Genomic DNA, 19,486 nt, shown 5'->3' with positions numbered 1-19,486 from the left:
CTCGCGGCGACACGCAGGACCGCGAAAGAAGCGGGCAAAAAGGTCTAATCGTATAAATTCGGCTCCCAGGATCGTGTCGCCCCTGGGAGCCCGCATGAGATTCCACCGCCACCGCACCCGGCAAGCGCCCTGGCGGGGAGCCGCGTTGCGGTCCCTGCTGGGCGCGCTGGCGCTGGCGCTCACGGGTTCCGCCGTGGCCGTGGGCGCCCCCGCCGACGTCCCCGACCCGGCCGCCGGGACGTCCGTCGTCACCGTGAAGACCGGCGGCGACCGCGACGGCGACGCCTCCGTGGCCCCGCTCGCCGGGGTCCGGCTGGCCCTCTACGACAGCGAGAACGCCACCGCCCCGGTCTCCGGCGCCTGGGCGCAGTGCACCTCCGACGCCGACGGCGACTGCAACTTCGTCGTGCCGGACACCGCGAGCGGCGGTGCCAACGCGGGCAAGCGGTTCTGGGTGCGGCAGGTCGCGGACGGTGTACCGGCCGGCTGGTACACGAACCCGACGCTGCGCACCGGCAACGGCAGCGGCTCGGGCTCCGTCGCATCGACGTACCAGTTCCAGACCCCCGCCCTGGCGGACGGTCGGACATACTCCTCCACCAGCGACTTCATGGCGAGCACGAACTACTCGTCGAGCCCGTACGTCGCCTCCGGGGGCGTCTGGCAGCAGTCCCGGACGAATCCGGAGATGCCCGAGGCGTGCGGTCTCGACGTCGCCGTGGTGCTGGACCTGTCCTCGTCCGTGGGCAGCGCGCTGCCGCAGCTCAAGGCCGCCACCGACCAGCTGACCGACACGCTCACCGGTACGCCGTCGCGGCTCGCGCTGTTCTCCTTCGACCGCAATTCGCCGAGCGCGGGCACCACCAACCACCCCGGCCTCCTGCCGGTCTCCACGCAGTCCGGCGCGGACGCCTACAAGAACCTGTACAAGGACTGGGAGCTGGGCTCCGGCACCAACTGGGACCAGGGGCTCAACGCGGTCGCGCAGGCCGACCCGGTGTACGACCTGGTCGTCGTGCTGACGGACGGCAACCCGACCCGATTCAGCAAGCCGTACGAGGGCGACGGTTCGCACACCCACTTCGCCGACGTCGAGGGCGGTATCTTCGCCGCGAACGCGGTCAAGGCGGAGGGCTCGCGCGTCGTCGCCGTCGGCGTCGGCAAGGGCGTCGAGGGTGTCTCCGGGCTGAACCTGCGGGCGATCTCCGGCCAGGAGGCGTTCACCGGCTCCAACCCCACGACCGCCGACTACTACCAGACCGACGACTTCGCGGCGGCCGGTGAGGCGCTGCACAACATGGCGCTGACGCACTGCGACGGCACCCTGTCGGTGATCAAGCAGATCGTGCCCGCGGGCAACACCGGGGAGGACGTCTCGGGGGCCGAACCGGCGGGTCCGGGCTGGCAGTTCACCGCCTCGTCGACGACCGCCGGGATGGGGAACCTGCCGGACACCCAGCTCACCGGGGACGACGGCACGGGCGGAGTCGTCTTCCACCCGACGTATCCGTCCGGCACCACCGACGCCGACATCGACGTCGCCGAGACCCAGCAGCCGAACCACACCCTCGTCACCCAGGACGGGCAGAACGCGGTGTGCACCAATCTCGACGACGGCCGGAAGGTGGACGTCGTGAACACCGGGACGGCCGCCGCGCCCGCGTTCACCGTGAACGTGCCGAGCCTGGCCGCCGTCAGCTGCGTCGTCTACAACCGCCCCGACCAGGCCGCCGACGTCACCGTCGACAAGCGGTGGGTGATCGACGGCACCGAGTACGAGCACGCCGACAGGCCCGACGGCTTCGAGGCGGCCCTGAACCTCACGGGCCCCTCCGGCGCCGGCGCGACCCCGCAGGACTGGGGCAGCGCCCGCGAGGGCTACGAGGTCGGCGACACCGCCACCGTCGACGAGGAGGCCCCCGAGCTGCCGGACTCCTGCGAACTCCGCGAGCGGCATCTCGTCGAGGCCAACGGGGACACCGTGGACGAGGCGCTGCCCTACGACGGTGAACTCACGCGGGAGCACAACGCGTTCACCGTGGAGAACGTGGTCGTCTGCGAGTCGCGGCTGACCCTGGTCAAGAAGGTGGTGAACGAGCACGGGGGCGCCGCGTCCCCCACCGACTGGACGCTCGGGGCCGACGGGCCGACCGACGTCTCCGGTGTCACGGGCGAGGAGCCGGTGACGGACGCGGGCGTCGAGTCGGGCACGTACACGCTCTCCGAGGCGGGCGGCCCCGACGGCTACGACGCCGGGGACTGGGCCTGTGAGAGCGCCGGGGGCGCGGTGCCGGTGACCGACGCGAAGGTGACACTCGCCCCGGGTTCCGCGGTCACCTGCACGATCACCAATACCGACCGGGCGGGCGCGACGCCGAGCCCGACTCCGACGCCCACCGGTCCTTCGACGGAGCCCCCGGCGCCGACCGATCCGCCCGGCGAAGGCGGCGAGTTGGCCGAGACCGGTGGGACGGGCCCGCTGTGGGCCGCGCTGGCCGCCGCGCTGCTGGTCGCGGCGGGTACGGCCCTGGTCGCCAGGCGCCTGCGGCGCTGACGGAGAAACGGAGCACGATCGTCAAGTTCCTGAAACAGGGCTTGCCTTGGGGTGGCCTACGGTTGAACAGTGGGCCACCCCACACCTGTGAAGGTTGTTTGTGCAACCCGTGGGGGTGTGTGATGGAATCGGCCGATGCGTACCCCCCACCGCATGGCCGACGACCACATAACCAACGACCGCACGGCGTTTGACGATTGGTTCGACGGTGAGCCGGAGGACTCGGTTCCGCCGGACCCGCCCGAGCACCGGCGCGCCGCACGGCGCAGGCGCCGCAGCCGCCTCGCCGGGCTCTCCTTCGCGCTGAAGGGCGTCATCGCGATCGTCGTCCTGTGCGGCTTCCTGGCCCTCGCCGACCGCTGGGCGGTGCTCTACGCCGAGAACAAGGCGGCGGAGCAGATCAAGAAGCAGCTGAAGCTGGCGGCGGCGCCCGAGGTGGAGATCGGCGGCTTCCCCTTCCTCACCCAGCTCGCGGACCGCCGCATCGGCGAACTGAAGGTGACCGTCCCCGACGTCGCCGCCGACCGCGTCACCCTCGCCAAGGTCGAGGCGACCGCGCACAACGTACGGATCAAGGGCTCGGGCCCCACCGACATCAGCGGCGCCTACGCCGACGCCATGCAGGGCGAGGTGCTGCTCAGCTTCGCCGACATGAACCGTGAACTGGGCGCGTCCCAGGTCACGTTCAGCGGACACGGGAAGAACAAGGTGCTGGCGCGCGGCACCCTGCCCGTCGCCGGGCACGACGTGAAGGTGCGGGCGGACGCGAACATCCAGCGGCTCGGCGCCTCCGGGATCTCCACCGACATCGACAACATGAGCCTGGCCATCGGCGACCTCGCCACCTACCGCCCCGGCACCCGCGCCTCCGAGGGCCTGCACCTCACCCGCGCGTCCGTGGACAAGCTCACCGCGCAGGCCGACAAGGCGCGGCAGCTGCTCGCCGTGCCCGCCGTGGTGCAGCGGCTCGGGGTGCCCGACAGCGCCGTGCGACAGGCGCTGAACAGCGACGCGAAGCTGCGCGAGCTGACCGGGACACCCCGGTTCGTGAAGCAGCTGATGAGCACGAACCTGATCGACATCGCGCTCGCGCACCCCGAGATCCTGAAGCGGATCGGCCTCGACCCGGCCCTCCTCGACGGCCTCACCCGCCTCACCCGCCCCGAACTCGCCGACCGCCTCTCCCTCGCCTTCCACCTGCCGAAACTGCCGGGCGACGAGGGGTACGTGCGGCTCCAGGACGTGACCGTGGAGAAGGAGGGCATCCGGGTCGCCCTGTCGGGCGGGGGCCTGTCGGTGGGCAAGTAGGCCCGGTCGGCCGGTCCTACGGGATCTCCGGCGGCGGTGTCGGCGCCCCCGGCAGGGTCAGCGTGGCGAGCGTGCCGCCGCCGTCCGCCGCCGACAGCGCGACCTCGCCGCCGCTGGCCTCGACGGTGCGGGCCACGATCGACAGCCCGAGACCCGAGCCCGGCAGGGCGCGCGCGGTCGGCGAACGCCAGAACCGGTCGAAGACGTACGGGAGTTCCTCCTCCGGGATGCCGGGGCCGTGGTCGCGCACGGTGAGCGTGCCGCGCATCAGCCGGACCTCGACGCGGCCCTTCTCCGGGCTGAACTTCACGGCGTTGTCCAGCAGGTTCACCACAGCCCGCTCCAGCGCGGCCGGCTCCGAGCGCACGTACCAGGGGGCCAGCTCGGCGTCGAAGGTCAGCTCCGGGCCGCGCAGCCGGGCGCGCTCGATGGCGCTGCGGACGGTGTCGTGCAGCGAGACGACCTTCAGCGGGCCCTCGCCCCCGGTCAGCCCCGTGCGCGACAGTTCCTGGAGGTCGCCGATGAGCGCGGCCAGCTCCGTCATCTGCGCCTTCAGCGACGTCATCAGCGCCTTGCGGTCCTCCGGGGGGATGGTGCGGCCCGTCTCCTCGATCCGGGTGAGCAGCTCGATGTTGGTCCGCATCGAGGTCAGCGGCGTCCGCAGCTCGTGCCCCGCGTCGGCGATCAGCTGCTGCTGGAGCTCGCGGGAGTCGGCGAGCGAGGCGGTCATCGAGTTGAACGACTCCGAGAGCCGCGCGATCTCGTCGTCCCCCTCGACCGGGATCCGCACGGTGAGGTCCTCGGTCCTGGCCACGTGCTCGACGGTCTCGGTGAGCCGGTCGACGGGCCGCAGTCCCGCGCGGGCGATCCACAGTCCCGCGACGGTGGAGCCGAGGACGCCGATGCCGCCGACGAGGAGAAGGACCCAGGCGAGGGTGGTGAGCGGCTTGGTGACCTCGTCGAGGGGGCTGGCGATGGAGACCGCGATGTTCGCGACCCGCTGGCGGTCGTCGGTGTTGACGACGGGGACGGTCAGGACGCGCATCGCCTGCCCGTCCGCGTCGTCCGTGGTGTGCAGCGCGTTGTCCTGGGTGCCGCTCGCCACGGCCACGTCGGAGGACTGCACGGGGATCTCGGTGTCGTCCGGCGACGTGCAGACGCGGCCGTCGCTGTAGACGAGCTGGATCGTCGGCCCCGGCAGACCGCGCAGCCTGGTGTCGCCGTCGCAGCTCGCGGCGATGGCGGCCACCTGTCCCTTGCTGACGGTGCCGACCTGATGGCGCAGGTCGTTGTCCAACTGCCCGTAAAGCTGCCCCCGCGTGATGAACCAGCACGTCACCGCCACCGCGGCCACCGCCGCCGCCACCGCCGCCGCGACGAGGAGCGCGATCCGCGAGCGCAGGGGGAGCGTGCGCAGACGTCGTACGAGCCTGTTCACTCCGCCGGGCTCCCGTCGGACCGCAGGACGTAGCCCACGCCCCGCACGGTGTGCACGAGGCGGGGCTCGCCGCCGGCCTCGGTCTTGCGGCGCAGGTACATGACGTAGACGTCGAGGGAGTTGGACGACGGCTCGAAGTCGAAGCCCCAGACCGCCTTCAGGATCTGCTCACGGGTGAGGACCTGGCGCGGGTGGGCGAGGAACATTTCCAGGAGCGTGAACTCGGTGCGGGTCAGCTCGACCGCGCGGTCGCCCCGGGTGACCTCGCGGGTCGTCAGGTCCATGCGCAGGTCGGCGAAGGAGAGGGCGTCGGAGTCGTCGACGTCGCCGCCGGACGCGGCCGCGTAGGAGCTGCGGCGCAGCAACGCCCGGACCCGCGCGAAGAGTTCGTCGAGCTCGAACGGCTTGACCAGGTAGTCGTCGGCGCCCGCGTCGAGGCCGGTGACGCGGTCGCCGACGGTGTCGCGGGCGGTCAGCATGAGGATCGGGGTGGTGGATCCGGTGGCGCGCATGCGGCGGGCGGCGGTCAGGCCGTCCATGCGCGGCATCTGGATGTCGAGGACGACGAGGTCGGGGAGGTACGAGGCCGCTTTGTCGAGGGCGTCGGCGCCGTCGACGGCGACCTCGGTGTCGTACCCCTCGAAGGCGAGGGAGCGCTGGAGCGCCTCCCGTACCGCGGGTTCGTCGTCGACGATCAGAATGCGGTGGGCTTCGCGGTCGCCTTCGGCGGGGCTCATGAGCGGGGCTTCCTGTCGGTGGTACGGGTACGGGGGGCGGACGTGCGGCACCTCTCAGCCTCGCACGGACCCCGGGCCCCCGCGGCGATTGAGCGGCGGGGTGCGGTCAGCTGTCCGAGCCGCCCGCGCGGAGGGTGTCCAGGTCCGCCTTCACCGTGTTGATGGGGATCGCGAAGCCGAGGCCCACGCTGCCCGCGCTGGACGAGGACGTGCCGGACGAGTCCGAGCTCGCCGAGTACATCGCGGAGTTGATGCCGATGATGTTCCCGTTCATGTCGATCAGGGCGCCGCCGGAGTTCCCGGGGTTGAGGGACGCGTCGGTCTGGATCGCCTTGTACGTGGTCGTGGACGAGCCGGTGTCGCCGTTGAACTGCTGGCCGCCGAACTCGAACGGCCACTGGCCGCTGCCGCCGCCCTGTTGCTGCTGCTCCTGCTGGCCCTCGTCCGTGGAGACGGTGACGTCGCGGTCGAGCGCGGAGACGATGCCGCTGGTGACGGTGCCGGTCAGGCCCTCGGGGGAGCCGATCGCGACGACCTCGTCGCCGACGCCGACGTTGTCGGAGTCCCCGAGCGTCGCGGCCTTGAGCCCGGACGCGTTCTTCAGCTTGATGAGCGCGAGGTCCTTCTTCGCGTCCGTACCGACGACCTCCGCCTCGTACGACTTCCCGTCGCTCGTGGAGACCTTCACGGACGAGGCGCCGGACACGACGTGGTTGTTGGTGACGATCTCGCCGTCACTCGTGATGATCACGCCGGAGCCGGTCGAGGAACCGGAGCTGAGCGTCGCGTTGACCTCGACGATCGACGGGCTGACAGCCTCCGCGACCCCGGACACGGTGCCCTTCTTGCTGCTCGCGACGACGTTCGTGCTCGTCGAGCTCGCGGTGACGCCGCTGCCGGAGCCGGTCAGCTCCTGGAAGGCGTACGCGGTGCCGCCGCCGACGGCCGCCGCCGCGACCGCCACGGCAGCCAGCAGCCCGACCGGGCCGCGCAGCCGCTTCTTCTTCTTGTGGCTCTCGGGCTCCGGCTGCCCGGGGTGCTCGGCGAGCACCACACCCGGCAGATACGGGGGAGGAGGCGGGACGTCGCCCGCCGGACCCGCGGTGCCCGCGTTCTGGGCGTACGCACCCTCGGCGTACGAGTCGGACGGCTGCTGGCCCTGCTGGTACTCGCCGCTGCGGCGGTAGGTCTCGGTCATGGCAGTAAGCCTGTGGCCCGTACATGAGAGCTGCCTGAGTGCTCCCTGAGAGTCCCGGCAGAACCCTGTTTGCCCGAAATAAAGACCGCCCCGCGGCGGAAACGCGCGGGGTTACGCGCAGCCGCAGGACTGCCGCAGCACCAGCCGCGAGGGGAACAGCTTCAGGCGCTCGCGCCGCGACCCGGCCACCCGCAGCGAGTCGTCCAGGACGAGGTCCACGGCGGCCCGCGCCATGGCGGGGCGGTCCGCGGCGACGGTCGTCAGCGGTGGATCGGTGAGCCCCGCCTCCTTCACGTCGTCGAACCCGGCCACCGCCAGCTCGCCCGGCACGTCGATGCGCAGCTCGCGCGCGGCCCGCAGCACACCGATGGCCTGGTCGTCCGTCGAGCAGAAGATCGCCGGCGGCCGGTCGGGCCCGGCGAGCAGGCCGAGCGCCACCTGGTACGCGTCGTACCGGTTGTACGGCGCCTCGAAGAGCCGGCCGTCGGTGGACCGCCCGGCCTCCTTCATGGCACGGCGCCAGCCCTCGACGTGGTCGGAGACCGGGTCGCCGACCGAGGGGGTGTCCGCAGTGCCGCCGAGGCAGGCGACGTACTCGTGGCCGTGCTCCAGGAGGTGGCGGGTGGCGAGCTGGGCGCCGCCGATGTCGTCCGTGACCACCGCGACGTCGTCGATCGCCTCGGGCCGCTCGTGCAGCAGCACGACGCGGGCGTCCCAGGCCTCGATCTCGTTGGCCGCGAGATCGTTGAAACCGTGGCTGACGAGGATCAGCCCGGAGACCCGCATGCCGAGGAACGCGCGGACGTAGTGGACCTCACGGTCCGCCACGTAGTCCGAGTTGCCGACGAGGACCATCTTCCCGCGCTCGGACGCCGCCTGTTCGACGGCGTGCGTCATCTCCGCGAAGAACGGCTGGCGGGCGTCCGGCACGATCATGCCTATGAGGTCCGTGCGCCGCGAGGCCATGGCCTGGGCGACCCGGTCCGGCCGGTACCCCAGCTCCTTGATCGCGGCGAGCACGCGCTCGCGCGTGGCCGGGGCGACCGGCCGGGGTCCGTTGTTGATCACGTAGGACACGACGGCGGTCGAAGTACCCGCCAGTCGCGCCACATCGTCCCGAGTCACCTTGGCCACGCGCGGAGTCTACGCGGATGGACCACCCTCTGGGCAGGGCGTGAGCCGTACCGCTACCGGCGCACGGCGGCGGGTTCGCCCGCCTCGTCCGCCGCGGCCGGAACCGTGTCCGCCTTCGCGGCGGCTTCGGCGCGCTCCTCGGCCTGCTTCTCGGCTCGCGCCTCGGCGTTCTTCTCCGCCTTCTTCTCCGGCTTCTCCGGGGTGACGAAGCGGTAGCCCACGTTGCGCACGGTGCCGATCAGCGACTCGTGCTCGGGCCCGAGCTTGGCGCGCAGCCGCCGCACGTGCACGTCCACCGTGCGGGTGCCGCCGAAGTAGTCGTAGCCCCAGACCTCCTGGAGCAGCTGGGCGCGCGTGAACACGCGGCCGGGGTGCTGCGCCAGGTACTTCAGGAGCTCGAACTCCTTGAAGGTCAGGTCGAGGACCCGGCCCTTGAGCTTCGCGCTGTACGTCGCCTCGTCGACCGACAGGTCGCCGTTGCGGATCTCCATGGGGGAGTCGTCGGTGACGATCTGCTGCCGGCCCATGGCCAGCCGCAGTCGCGCCTCGACCTCGGCGGGGCCCGCCGTGTCGAGGAGTACGTCGTCGATGCCCCAGTCGGCGGTGACGGCGGCGAGGCCGCCCTCCGTCACGACGAGCACCAGCGGACAGCCGGGCCCCGTCGAGCGGAGCAGCTGACAGAGGCTGCGCACCTGCGGGAGGTCGCGGCGCCCGTCGATGAGGATCACGTCGGCACCGGGGGTGTCGACGAGAGCGGGCCCCTCCGCGGGAGCCACTCGCACGTTGTGCAGGAGCAGGCCGAGAGCGGGAAGCACCTCCGTCGACGGCTGAAGGGCATTGGTGAGGAGCAGAAGAGAGCTCATCGGTCCCCACCTGCCCACGGGGTCGTCATACGTTCGTGCACGGTTCGCTCGCCCATAACGTCTGGTTCCTCCTCGGTCCCTGCGAGGACGTTTGCGGCACTGCTTCGTACGGCCGGCCCAGACCCGCGCCCCGGGTCTGTGACCTGCGGTTTTGCTGGCGTTCTCGGGGCTTCGTATACAACGCCCCAGAAAGCACGAAAGGACCCGGGGGCTGCATTGCCCGAGTCCTCTGCCCAGCAGAATAGCCCACATGAGTTGGGGTCCGGCAGGTGACGAGCGTGGATCTTCTGTGTGGCCGATCACGGAACGGAGACGGCGCGTAATGCTCCGTACACGCGACGGAGTCGCCATCGACGCGGCCTACGACCCCGGTCCCGGCGGCCCCGGCACCCCGGTGATCGTGCTCGCGCACGGCTTCAGCGGCGATCTGGAGCGGCCCCACGTGCGGCGGGCGGCGGCAGTGTTCGCGCAGCGTGCGGCCGTGGTCACGTTCTCGTTCCGGGGGCACGGGCGGTCCGGCGGGCGGTCCACGGTCGGCGACAAGGAAGTGCTCGATCTCGCGGCGGCCGTGGAGTGGGCGCGTTCGCTCGGCCACGCGCGCGTGGCGACCGTCGGCTTCTCCATGGGCGGCTCCGTCGTGCTGCGGCACGCGGCGGAGCACAGGGGGCGCACGGAAGCGCGCGTTGACGCGGTCGTCGCGGTGAGCGCTCCGGCCCGGTGGTTCTACCGGGGCACCGCGCCGATGCGGCGGCTGCACTGGGCGGTGACCCGGCCCGCGGGCCGCCTCGTCAGCCGTTTCGGGCTGCGCACCCGCATCCACCCGTACGACTGGGACCCGGTCCCGCTCTCCCCGGTCGAGTCGGTGCCGCTGCTCGCGCCGACCCCGCTGCTCGTGGTGCACGGCGACCGGGACCCGTACTTTCCGGTCGACCATCCGCGGATGCTGGTCGCCGCGTCCGACGGTGCGGCGGAGCTGTGGCTCGAACACGGGATGGGGCACGCGGAGAACGCGGCGAGCGACGAGCTGATCGGGCGGATCGGGGCGTGGGCCGCGGCGGCGCTTGGCGCACAATAGGACGCCGCACCGTAGAGAGGAGTCGGGGATGGCGCAGGGCACGATCCGTTACTGGGCCGCTGCCAAGGCGGCCGCGGGCGTCGCGGAGGAGCCGTACGACGCCGAGAACCTGGCCGTGGCGCTGGAAGCGGTCCGTACGCGGCACTCGGGCGAGCTCGTCCGGGTGCTCCAGCGCTCCTCGTTCCTGGTCGACGGGGATCCGGTCGGGACCCGTGGACATGAGACGGTACGGCTGGCCGAGGGCGGCACGGTCGAGGTGCTCCCGCCGTTCGCAGGAGGATGACACCCCGATGAGCAACAACCAGCAGTATCCGTACGACCCGTACGGGCAGGCCGCGCCGCGGTACGAGGACGAGGCGACGCAGCAGTGGCAGGGCAGCACGTGGGACACCCAGGTCCAGCCGTCGCCGCTCCCCCAGCAACAGTGGCCCCACCCCCGGGGCGCTGCCCCGGACCCCGCTGCTCAATCGCCGCAGGGGCTCGAATTCACGGAACCGGCCGGTCAGACCCCCGACGCGGGTCAGGAGCCGTCGGCTGAAGGTGGGCGGCCGTTGACCGCGGCTGAGAAGGCGCGGGCCGAGGGCCGGGCCGTGGTGGTGGAGCCGGGGGTGCAGCCGGCCGTGCTGACGGCTGTGCTCGCGCTGCTGGTCGCCGGGGGCGCGGCCGTCGGGGCCTACGGGCTGCTCCTGCCGCTGCTGGTGTTGCAGGCGGTCACGGCCGCGGGCTGGTTCCGGCTCAACGGGATGTGGCCCGCGCGCCAGGGCATCGCCTTCGCGTTCCTGGGCGGCGTCGTCGCGGACGTCGCGCTGCTCGCGGCGGGCCGGGACCACGGCGCCGCCGCGATCCTCGGCACGCTCGGCGTCTGGGTGCTGCTCACCCTCGTCCTCCAACTGCGCTCGCACGCCGATCCGGACGAGCGGATGTACGGCCTGATGGTGACGGTCGTCTCCGCGGCCCTCGCGATCGTGGCGACCGGCCACCTGGCGGCCGAGCCCGACGCCGTGACGGTCGGCGGGGTCGCCGTGGCCGCGGCGGTCGTGGTCCGCGCGCTGCCGCTGCCGACGGTCGTCTCCGTGGTCCTGGCGCTGCTCGCGGCGGCCGGTGCGGGCATCGCGGTGGGCGGCGCGACCGACCTCGGCTCGGGCGGCGCGCTCCTCGGCCTCGGCGCCGGTGCCTGCGCCCTGATCGGCCACCGCGTCGCCTCGTACGACTACCCGTCCCGCTTCGTCCACATGACGGCCGGCGTCGCCCTCCCCCTCGCCGCCTCCGCCCCCGCAATCTGGCTCCTGGGCCGCGCCCTCGGCTAGCCCTTTCAAGCCCCTGCGGCGATTGAGCAGCGGGGTCCGGGGCGGAGCCCCGGGGGCGTGACGGCGGGTGGCCGAAGGAGAACCCGATCACGCCCGCCCGGCCCCAGGGCCACGTACGCTCCGCCCCATGCGCGCACTGCGAATACTGCTGATACTCGCCATCGTCATCGGCGGCCTCTTCGTCGCGGCGGACCGCCTCGCGGTCCACTTCGCCGAGGACAAGGCCGCCGACAAGATCCGCACGAGCGAGGGCCTCACCCAGGCCCCCGACGTGTCGATCAACGGCTTCCCGTTCCTGACCCAGGTCGCCGACGGCACCCTGGACGAGGTCGAGATCGGCATCCAGGACTTCGAGGCGAAGAGCGACAAGAGCGGCAAGAGCGGCGACGGCATCCGTATCGCCGACCTCAAGGCCGAGATGCACGGCGTGAAGTTCGACAGCAGCTACAGCTCCGCCACCGCCCGCTCCGCCACCGGCACCGCCCGCATCGACTACGCGGAACTCCTCAAGGCCGTGAAGAAGCAGGACCGCGTCCAGGTCGCCCCCGGCGTGACCGCGTGGATCGACGGCCTCTCCTACGCGGGTGACCACAAGGTCAAGGTCACCGTCGCCATCAAGACCCCGCTCGGCACGCTGAAGCCCACGGTGCGCAGCACCGTCGACGTCAGCGGCGGCCAGGTCTCCGCGCACGCCGACAGCCTCCCGGAGGCGGGCGCGTTCAAGCTGGCGGAGGACCGGATCCGGGGCGTCGTCGACTTCAAGCAGGCGCTGGAGGACCTGCCGGCCGGCATCGAGCTCGACCGGGTCCAGGCGGTCGACAAGGGCATCGAGATCACCGTGAAGGGTTCGGACCTCGACCTGGTCGGGTAGGCCAGGAACGGACCGGAAGGCCTCCGCGGCTGAGTTGGTCCGAACTGCGAGACGGCGGCGTCCGCAGAGCAGATGCCGGGGGCCGCACGGCGGCGCCACGGCGGGGCCGACGGTGTCCGGATCCGCGATCGATCCCACATTCCGGACGATCGCGTCTCATCATCCGACACGCCGGTGACACGGCCGCCGGTCCGTCCTTACGATCGGGTGCATGAAGCGACAGGCGGATCTCACGAAGCGGCGGGCAGTAGACCTGTGCCGCGTCGCCGCCATGCTCTGTCGCGCCGCCTGAGCGGGACGGACATCTCCCGCTTTCCACCGGCCCCTTGAGGCAGTCGGCCTCGGGGCCCCGTGCAGCCACGCACACCCATTTCGCATGCCCGCCGCAACTGCCCCGGAGGAACACAGCATGAGCCGCAGCGACGTCCTGGTAGACGCCGACTGGGTCGAGGCCAACCTCGACAACGACAACGTGGCGATCGTCGAGGTGGACGAAGACACGTCCGCGTACGACAAGAACCACATCAAGAACGCGATCCGGATCGACTGGACCAAGGACCTCCAGGACCCGGTCCGCCGTGACTTCATCGACCAGGCCGGCTTCGAGGAGCTGCTGTCGAAGAAGGGCATCGGCAACGACACGACCGTCGTCCTCTACGGCGGCAACAACAACTGGTTCGCCTCCTACGCGTACTGGTACTTCAAGCTCTACGGCCACCAGGACGTCAAGCTCCTCGACGGTGGCCGCAAGAAGTGGGAGCTCGACTCCCGCGACCTGGTCGACGGCGCGCAGGTCCCGAACCGCCCGGCCACGCAGTACAAGGCCAAGCCGCAGGACACGTCGATCCGCGCCTTCCGCGACGACGTCGTGAACGCGATCGGCAACCAGAACCTCGTCGACGTGCGGTCGCCCGACGAGTTCTCCGGCAAGCTGCTCGCCCCGGCCCACCTCCCGCAGGAGCAGTCGCAGCGTCCGGGCCACGTCCCGTCCGCGCGCAACATCCCGTGGTCGAAGAACGCCAACGACGACGGCACCTTCAAGTCGGACGACGAGCTCAAGGCGCTCTACGCCGACGAGCAGGTCGACCTGTCGAAGGACTCCATCGCCTACTGCCGCATCGGTGAGCGCTCCGCGCTCACCTGGTTCGTCCTGCACGAGCTGCTCGGCCAGGAGAACGTCAAGAACTACGACGGCTCGTGGACCGAGTACGGCTCCCTCGTCGGCGTGCCGATCGAGCTCGGCGCCAACAAGTAACCCAACCGCCTTAACTTCCTAGGAGAGCAACATGTGCGGAGCGAAGGCCGGCGGCCCCGACGCCTCGACGATCAAGCCCGGTGAGACCACCATCCAGGGCCAGGTGACCCGCGACGGCGAGCCGGTGACGGGCTACGTCCGTCTCCTGGACTCGACCGGCGAGTTCACCGCCGAGGTCCCCACCTCGGCCACGGGCCAGTTCCGCTTCTACGCGGCCGAGGGCACCTGGACCGTCCGCGCCCTGGTGCCGGGCGGCCAGGCCGACCGTACGGTCGTCGCCCAGACCGGCGGTCTCGCGGAGGTCGCGATCGCCGTCTGAGCGGTCGCTCACAACGGCTGAAGGGCCGTGTTCCCCTGGGTTGGACGCCACTGGGGGGCGCGGTCCTTCGGCATGCGCGCGGGCCGGGGCCGGGCCGCGCGCACGGGCTTACGCTGAAGACATGTACGCACGGCGGAAGCACCTGTACTTCGCCATGATGGGCGTCTGCGTCGCCCTGTTCGTCCTGGCCTGGGGCGTCGTACGGCTCTGGTCCGTCCCGGCCGCGGTCGCCATGTGCGTCGTCGCCATGGTCATCCCGCCCGTCGCCGCCATCGTCGCCAACCGGCGCGGGCCCGACGACCGCTGGTGGGACGACCCCTCCGGCGACCCGAAGTCCGACGAGTGGTGGGACGAACTGGACGGCAGGAAGCGCCGGCGGTGACACCCGCTGTGACCGACCTCGCCGAGAGCGCCGGTGCCCACCCGACTACAGTGGGGTCCGGCTCTGTTATCCGCATACGTTCCGCTCACCGAGGAGCAATCCCGTGCTTGAGGCCTTCTTCTCCACCCTTCTCGTCCTGGTCTGCGTCGGCGTCGTCGCCTTCGCCGGTCTGACCGTGAAGAAGCTGTACCAGGGCCAGCGCTGACCCCCCACTGAGAGACGTCTGAACCGCTCATGATCCAGATCCCGTCCGACCTGAACCCGAAGCTCGTCCCCCTCGCCTTCCTGCTGGGCACCTGGGAGGGCGCGGGCGTCCACGACTTCCCCGGTGCCGAGAAGTGCAACTTCGGCCAGGAGGTCTCCTTCACCCACGATGGGCGGGACTTCCTCGAGTACCAGTCGCACACCTGGGTGCTCGACGACAAGGGCGCGAAGGTCCGGCCCCTGGAATCGGAGTCCGGCTTCTGGCGGATCGACGACGCCCGCAAGGTCGAGGTCGTCATGGTCCGCGACGACGGCGTCGTCGAGGTCTGGTACGGCGAGCTCGCCGACCAGAAGCCGCAGATCGACATCGCCACGGACGCGGTGGCCCGCACCGCGGCCTCCGGCCCGTACAGCGGCGGGAAGCGCCTCTACGGCTACGTGAAGAGCGACCTCATGTGGGTCGGCGAGAAGCAGACCCCCGAGGTCCCGCTGCGCCCCTACATGTCGGCCCAGCTCAAGAAGGTCGTCTCCCCGGAGGAGGTCGCCGAGATGGCGCGCAACCTCCCGGACATGCCGGACGACGGCATCGCGTTCTTCAAGTAGGCGCAAGCGCGTTCTTCAAGTAGTCCTAGACTCGACGGTGTGGTGAGCACCGAAGGCATCGACTGGAAGAGCGATCTGAGGCAGCGCGGCTACCGGCTGACGCCGCAGCGCCAGCTTGTGCTGGAAGCCGTGGACACCCTCGAACACGCGACCCCCGACGACATCCTGTGCGAAGTGCGCAAGACGGCGTCGGGGGTCAACATTTCGACCGTCTACCGGACCCTGGAGCTCCTGGAGGAGCTCGGGCTCGTCTCGCACGCCCATCTCGGGCACGGCGCGCCCACGTACCACCTCGCCGACCGGCACCACCACATCCACATGGTGTGCCGGGACTGCACGAACGTGATCGAGGCGGACGTCGACGTGGCGGCGGAGTTCACCGCCAAGCTCCGGGAGGAGTTCGGCTTCGACACCGACCTGAAGCACTTCGCGATCTTCGGCCGGTGCCGGAACTGCACCGCACGCACGGCAGAAACCCAGGAATAAGCACGTCCGCCCGCTCGTCGTAGTGAGAGTGACCATGCAGCGACATTCAACGAGCAGCCCTCTGCTGACCCTGCCCGGCGCCGTCCCCGCCGAGGGCGTGGACGAAGGCGTCGCCGCCCACTACGGCGACCTGTTCCGTGAGCAGCGCTCCCTCGCCGACGGCACGGGCGTCGTCGACCTCTCGCACCGGGGCGTGCTCACGGTCACCGGTGACGACCGGCTGAGCTGGCTGCACCTGCTGCTGACCCAGCACGTCACGGAGCTGCCGCCCGGACAGGCGACCGAGGCGCTGATCCTCTCCGCGAACGGGCACATCGAGCACGCGCTGTACCTCGTCGACGACGGCACGACGACCTGGGCGCACGTCGAGCCGGGCACGCAGGAGTCCCTCCTCGCGTACCTGGAGTCCATGAAGTTCTTCTACCGCGTCGAGGTCGCCGACCGGACCGACGAGTTCGCCGTCGTGCACCTGCCGGCCGGGTCGATCGCGCCGGTGCCCGACGGGGTGGCCGTGCGGGAGACCGCGTACGGCCGCGATCTGTTCCTGCCGCGCGGCGACCTGGAGTCGTACGCGAAGGAGCACGGCCCGGCGGTCGGACTCCTCGCCTACGAGGCGCTGCGCGTCGAGCAGCACCGGCCGCGCTTCGGCTTCGAGACGGACCACCGCACCATCCCGCACGAGCTGGGCTGGATCGGCTCGGCCGTCCACCTCCAGAAGGGCTGCTACCGGGGCCAGGAGACCGTCGCCCGCGTGCAGAACCTGGGCAAGCCGCCCCGGCGCCTCGTCTTCCTGCACCTCGACGGCAGCGAGGTGCACCTGCCGCCGCACGGCGCCGAGGTGCGGCTCGCCGCCGACGGCCCGGAGGGCCGGAAGATCGGCTTCGTGACGACGTCCGTACGCCACCACGAGCTGGGCCCCATCGCGCTCGCGGTCGTCAAGCGGAACGTGCCGACCGACGCGGAGCTCCTCGCGGAGACCACGGCGGCGGCGCAGGAAGTGGTCGTCGAGCCGTAGCCCGGTCCCGTGGTCACATCTCCAGCAGCACCGTGAACGGGCCGTCGTTCGTCAGGGACACCCGCATCTTCGCCCCGAACCGGCCCGTCGCCACGGTCGCGCCCAGCGCCCGCAGCTGCGCCACGACCTCGTCGACCAGCGGCTCCGCGACCGGTCCGGGCGCCGCGGCGTTCCAGGTGGGGCGGCGGCCCTTGCGGGCGTCCCCGTAGAGCGTGAACTGGCTGATCACGAGGAGCGGCGCGTCGATGTCGCTGCACGACTTCTCGTCGGCCAGCATCCGCACCGACCAGAGCTTGCGCGCCAGCTGGGCCGCCTTCTCCTTCGTGTCCTCGTGCGTGACCCCGACGAGAACGCACAGGCCCTCGCCCTTGATCTCGCCGACGACCTCGTCCTCCACGACGACGCTCGCGCCGTCCACCCTCTGCACCACTGCTCGCATACCGCCATGATGCATTGCGCCGATCTACTTACCCCACAAGGGGTTTGAGCGGATGCACCAACCCCCCATCCGGGGCTGATCCGGGGCACTCGGCCCGAAGTGGCCATCAAGGATGGCACCATGCTGAGACGCGGTGCGTCGCTGGCGTTGCGCGGTCCGGTCGAGGGGACGGTAAGCACACCATGGACACCCATGCCATGAGCCACACATCGAGTACGGGGCTGCCCGCGGGGCAGGCCCCGCTGACGCACCCGGAGCCCGCGGCCCCGCTGTCCCGGCCTCCGGCCCAGCGCACCGAGAGCCCCGAACTGCCCGCCGCGCCCACCGTGAACCTGGCGACGCTGCGGCTGCCGGAGCTGCGGACGCTGCGCCGCGTCTCGCAGCAGAACGAGGCGGATCTGAGCTACGTACGGCGGCTGCTCCAGGGCCGGATCGACATCCTGCGGGCCGAGTCGGAGCGCCGCAAGGACCCCGAGTCGCCGGTCGTGGACCGGCTCTCGGAGATCCTGCGGGACCAGCCGACGCGGCACCGCTCCTCCGCCCGGCACGTCACGCTCGGCACGCCGCACAGCGAGGAGTCCCGGCGGCTGGCCCAGGAGATGCTCGCCGAGGTCGAACTCTCCGACCTCGACGCCCGCACGGACGACGAGCTGCTCACCGCGATGGGCCGCCTGGTCCGCTACGAGCAGCAGGTCTCCCGCCGCCGCTACCAGCTCCAGCGCACGGCCGACGACTGCAGCGCCGAAATCGCCCGCCGCTACCGCGACGGCGAAGCGCAGGTGGACGACCTCTTGGGCGGCACCCCGTGAGCATCCTTTCCAGCCCCTCCGGCGATTGAGGCATCTCCAGCCCCTCCGGCGCTTGAGGAGGCCTTTCCAGCCCCTCCGGCGTTTGAGGAGCGGGGTCCGGGGCGGAGCCCCGGGGTGGGAAGAACCGGGGCGACACCGACGGACCGCCTCGCCTAGCGTGAGCGCATGAGCCCCACCCCCACCCACCCCGCCGAAGAGATACCCGTCCGCCCCATCACGGCGGACGAACTCTCCGACTGGTCCCGCACCCTCAACACCGGCTTCGTGCGCCCACCCGCCCCCTCCCCGGAGGTGGTCGCCAAACGCCGCGCCTACTTCGACCTCTCCCGCACCCGCGCCGCGTTCGCCCCGGCCGCGCCGGAGGCCGACGGCGCCGGCACCAAGCAGGTCGCCACCTTCCGCTCCTTCGCCCAGGAGCTCACCGTGCCGGGCGGCGCCACCGTCCCCACGGACGCGGTCACCAACGTCACCGTCAGCCCCACCCACCGCCGCCGCGGCCTGCTCAGCCGCATGATGGCCGCCGACCTCACCGAGGCGAAGGAACGCGGTGACGTCGCGGCGACGCTGATCGCGGCCGAGTACCCGATCTACGGACGGTTCGGCTTCGGCTGCGCGACCACCGCCACGACCTGGGAGATCGACGTACCGCGCGCCGGCCTCGACACCCGCTGGTCGGGCCCCGAGGGCGGCGGACGCGTGGACTTCGCCGACGCCGCCGAGGTCCGCAAGGTGGGCCCGGAGCTGCACGAGAAGCTGCGCGGGCGCACCGCCGGATTCGTCTCGCGCGGCGAACAGTGGTGGCAGCACAGCACCGGACTGTGGCCGACCCCGGAGGACCCGTGGACCGAGCCGTTCCACGCGGTGTACCGCAATGCGCGGGGCGAGGTGGAGGGCCTGGCCGTCTACACCGTGGAGCCGCGGTTCAACGACAACGTGCAGCCCGCGTGCACCGCGAAGGTGGCGGACCTGTTCGGGCTGACGCCGGCCGCCGAGCGCGCCCTGTGGCACTTCGTGTGCTCGGTCGATTGGGTCACCGTCGTGGAGAGCGGGCACCGCGCCCCGGACGACCTGCTGCCGGACCTCCTCCCGGACCCGCGCGCGGCCCGCGTCGTACGGCAGGCCGACTCGTTGTGGGTGCGGATCCTGGACGTCGTACGGGCGCTGGAGGCGCGCTCGTACGACACGAGCGGCGAGGTCGTCCTGGAGGTGACCGATGCCGCGGGGTTCGCCGACGGGCGGTTCAAGCTGACGGCGGCGCCCGGCGGGGCGGTTTGTGCGCCGAGCGCCGCCTCCCCGCATCTCACGGTCGACGTACGTGAGCTGGGGGTGCTGTGGCTGGGCGACGTGTCCGCGGTGCGGCTCGCCGCCCTGGGGCGCCTTTCCGAGCACGAGCCGGGGGCCGCCGCCGCGTTCGGCACCCTGATGGGTACCGCGCGGCGGCCGTGGTGCCCCGACCTGTTCTGACTGACCGGACGTACTGACCGACCGG

The 19,486-nt window shown here is 71.5% G+C and carries 21 protein-coding genes; 15 read left to right on the top strand and 6 right to left on the bottom strand.

What is annotated here, in order from left to right:
* Positions 1-94 precede the first annotated feature (94 nt).
* Both ACYBSK_RS35870 and ACYBSK_RS35865 read left to right on the top strand, forming a co-directional pair.
* Positions 95-2,554 (top strand): hypothetical protein, encoded by a 2,460-nt coding sequence (locus tag ACYBSK_RS35870; protein ID WP_460244586.1) that lies wholly within the window; start codon positions 95-97, stop codon positions 2,552-2,554.
* A 135-nt stretch (positions 2,555-2,689) separates the two neighbouring features.
* Complete coding sequence (locus ACYBSK_RS35865) at positions 2,690-3,862, top strand: LmeA family phospholipid-binding protein (protein ID WP_457481418.1); 1,173 nt, start codon at positions 2,690-2,692, stop codon at positions 3,860-3,862.
* 16 nt (positions 3,863-3,878) lie between these two features.
* Here the strand turns inward: ACYBSK_RS35865 and ACYBSK_RS35860 are convergent, their stop codons facing one another.
* The 5 genes from ACYBSK_RS35860 to ACYBSK_RS35840 form a co-directional block, all read right to left on the bottom strand.
* The gene (locus ACYBSK_RS35860) at positions 3,879-5,300 is read right to left on the bottom strand and encodes a HAMP domain-containing sensor histidine kinase (RefSeq protein WP_460244585.1); all 1,422 of its coding nucleotides are present in this window, start codon (positions 5,298-5,300) and stop codon (positions 3,879-3,881) included.
* On the bottom strand, positions 5,297-6,037 hold the full coding sequence (locus ACYBSK_RS35855; RefSeq protein WP_457481416.1) for a response regulator transcription factor: 741 nt from the start codon (positions 6,035-6,037) through the stop codon (positions 5,297-5,299). The genes ACYBSK_RS35860 and ACYBSK_RS35855 overlap by 4 nt, the downstream gene beginning before the upstream one ends.
* Positions 6,038-6,143: 106 nt before the next feature.
* On the bottom strand, positions 6,144-7,235 hold the full coding sequence (locus tag ACYBSK_RS35850) for a S1C family serine protease (RefSeq protein WP_457481415.1): 1,092 nt from the start codon (positions 7,233-7,235) through the stop codon (positions 6,144-6,146).
* 111 nt (positions 7,236-7,346) lie between these two features.
* Positions 7,347-8,369 carry a LacI family DNA-binding transcriptional regulator gene (locus ACYBSK_RS35845; protein WP_457481414.1) on the bottom strand — a complete coding sequence of 341 codons (1,023 nt, stop codon included), beginning with the start codon at positions 8,367-8,369 and terminating at the stop codon, positions 7,347-7,349.
* Between the two features lie 53 nt (positions 8,370-8,422).
* Positions 8,423-9,232: a winged helix-turn-helix transcriptional regulator gene (locus tag ACYBSK_RS35840; protein ID WP_457481413.1), complete on the bottom strand. Its 810-nt coding sequence runs from the start codon at positions 9,230-9,232 to the stop codon at positions 8,423-8,425.
* A 250-nt stretch (positions 9,233-9,482) separates the two neighbouring features.
* Between ACYBSK_RS35840 and ACYBSK_RS35835 the strand changes: the two genes are divergently transcribed.
* From ACYBSK_RS35835 to ygfZ, 11 genes are all read left to right on the top strand, one after another.
* Complete coding sequence (locus ACYBSK_RS35835; protein ID WP_460244584.1) at positions 9,483-10,307, top strand: alpha/beta hydrolase; 825 nt, start codon at positions 9,483-9,485, stop codon at positions 10,305-10,307.
* 28 nt (positions 10,308-10,335) lie between these two features.
* A complete protein-coding gene (locus ACYBSK_RS35830) occupies positions 10,336-10,590 on the top strand; it encodes a MoaD/ThiS family protein (protein ID WP_457481411.1) in 255 nt (84 codons plus the stop codon).
* Positions 10,526-11,614 carry a hypothetical protein gene (locus ACYBSK_RS35825; RefSeq protein WP_460244583.1) on the top strand — a complete coding sequence of 363 codons (1,089 nt, stop codon included), beginning with the start codon at positions 10,526-10,528 and terminating at the stop codon, positions 11,612-11,614. The genes ACYBSK_RS35830 and ACYBSK_RS35825 overlap by 65 nt, the downstream gene beginning before the upstream one ends.
* A gap of 127 nt (positions 11,615-11,741) precedes the next feature.
* Complete coding sequence (locus tag ACYBSK_RS35820; RefSeq protein ID WP_457481409.1) at positions 11,742-12,485, top strand: LmeA family phospholipid-binding protein; 744 nt, start codon at positions 11,742-11,744, stop codon at positions 12,483-12,485.
* Between the two features lie 211 nt (positions 12,486-12,696).
* Positions 12,697-12,777, top strand: a complete 81-nt coding sequence (locus ACYBSK_RS35815; protein ID WP_352133573.1) for a putative leader peptide — start codon at positions 12,697-12,699, stop codon at positions 12,775-12,777.
* A gap of 117 nt (positions 12,778-12,894) precedes the next feature.
* The gene (locus ACYBSK_RS35810) at positions 12,895-13,740 is read left to right on the top strand and encodes a sulfurtransferase (protein ID WP_457481408.1); all 846 of its coding nucleotides are present in this window, start codon (positions 12,895-12,897) and stop codon (positions 13,738-13,740) included.
* Between the two features lie 31 nt (positions 13,741-13,771).
* Entirely contained in the window at positions 13,772-14,059 is a 288-nt protein-coding gene (locus ACYBSK_RS35805) for a DUF1416 domain-containing protein (RefSeq protein WP_457481407.1), read from the top strand.
* Positions 14,060-14,180: 121 nt separating this feature from the next.
* On the top strand, positions 14,181-14,441 hold the full coding sequence (locus ACYBSK_RS35800) for a DUF3099 domain-containing protein (RefSeq protein ID WP_457481406.1): 261 nt from the start codon (positions 14,181-14,183) through the stop codon (positions 14,439-14,441).
* A gap of 234 nt (positions 14,442-14,675) precedes the next feature.
* Positions 14,676-15,248 carry a heme-binding beta-barrel domain-containing protein gene (locus ACYBSK_RS35795; protein WP_457481405.1) on the top strand — a complete coding sequence of 191 codons (573 nt, stop codon included), beginning with the start codon at positions 14,676-14,678 and terminating at the stop codon, positions 15,246-15,248.
* A 39-nt stretch (positions 15,249-15,287) separates the two neighbouring features.
* On the top strand, positions 15,288-15,734 hold the full coding sequence (locus ACYBSK_RS35790; RefSeq protein WP_460244582.1) for a Fur family transcriptional regulator: 447 nt from the start codon (positions 15,288-15,290) through the stop codon (positions 15,732-15,734).
* Positions 15,735-15,768: 34 nt separating this feature from the next.
* On the top strand, positions 15,769-16,749 hold the full coding sequence (gene ygfZ / locus ACYBSK_RS35785) for a CAF17-like 4Fe-4S cluster assembly/insertion protein YgfZ (protein ID WP_457481403.1): 981 nt from the start codon (positions 15,769-15,771) through the stop codon (positions 16,747-16,749).
* Positions 16,750-16,762: 13 nt separating this feature from the next.
* Here ygfZ and dtd read toward each other — a convergent pair whose 3' ends face one another.
* Complete coding sequence (gene dtd / locus ACYBSK_RS35780; RefSeq protein ID WP_326019413.1) at positions 16,763-17,188, bottom strand: D-aminoacyl-tRNA deacylase; 426 nt, start codon at positions 17,186-17,188, stop codon at positions 16,763-16,765.
* Between the two features lie 197 nt (positions 17,189-17,385).
* Here dtd and ACYBSK_RS35775 point away from each other — a divergent pair, with 197 nt between their 5' ends.
* Both ACYBSK_RS35775 and ACYBSK_RS35770 read left to right on the top strand, forming a co-directional pair.
* Positions 17,386-17,997 (top strand): RsiG family protein, encoded by a 612-nt coding sequence (locus tag ACYBSK_RS35775; RefSeq protein ID WP_460244581.1) that lies wholly within the window; start codon positions 17,386-17,388, stop codon positions 17,995-17,997.
* Positions 17,998-18,162: 165 nt separating this feature from the next.
* Positions 18,163-19,461, top strand: a complete 1,299-nt coding sequence (locus tag ACYBSK_RS35770) for a GNAT family N-acetyltransferase (RefSeq protein ID WP_460244580.1) — start codon at positions 18,163-18,165, stop codon at positions 19,459-19,461.
* Positions 19,462-19,486: the final 25 nt, after the last annotated feature.

This window comes from Streptomyces sp. BYX5S (genome assembly GCF_054724165.1).
The sequence above is the reverse complement of the archived record's forward strand: the minus strand, read 5'-3'. Positions and strand labels throughout refer to the sequence as shown.